Raw genomic sequence first — 452 nt, forward strand, 5'->3', positions numbered from 1 at the left:
GCATGGCTTAAGTCCATTGCTTCCCCTTCTGCTTTTGCTTCGTTTACATCGACAAGTACAAATTCCTCAGCTACACCTTGGTTAATCATTGAGTAAGCATAACTACAACCTACAGCACCTGTTCCTACTAATACTACACGATTGATACCTTTTTTCATGATAATTCCCCTCTCTATTGTTTACATTTATTATTATTATTAATGTTGTTTAAGTAATTAATTAAAGTACTAATTTAATGTTGTTTAACTTCCTTACATTCATATTGTAGCATAAGTTATTGTGAATTCATTCACAAATTATGACCTATTTGTGAACTTTTTCACAGACAGTATAAAGTTATAATGGTGGGGGTGGAATCCATCTCAATGGAAGCCTTTTCTTTAGATTGTGAATAAAAATAATGTGATTTCAGTATTTCATTTTATCAATAAGCTATATTATATAATAAAAAT

General features: G+C 29.9%; 1 protein-coding gene. It reads right to left on the reverse strand.

Translation table 11 applies throughout. The features are described from left to right. Window positions 1-158: lactate/malate family dehydrogenase (locus V7183_RS14415; RefSeq protein WP_438825172.1), on the reverse strand; the 158-nt coding region annotated here is incomplete at its 3' end. Between the last annotated feature and the right edge of the window lie 294 nt (window positions 159-452).

It is taken from the genome of Bacillus sp. JJ1127 (assembly GCF_036965845.1).
GTDB lineage: Bacteria > Bacillota > Bacilli > Bacillales > Bacillaceae_G > Bacillus_A.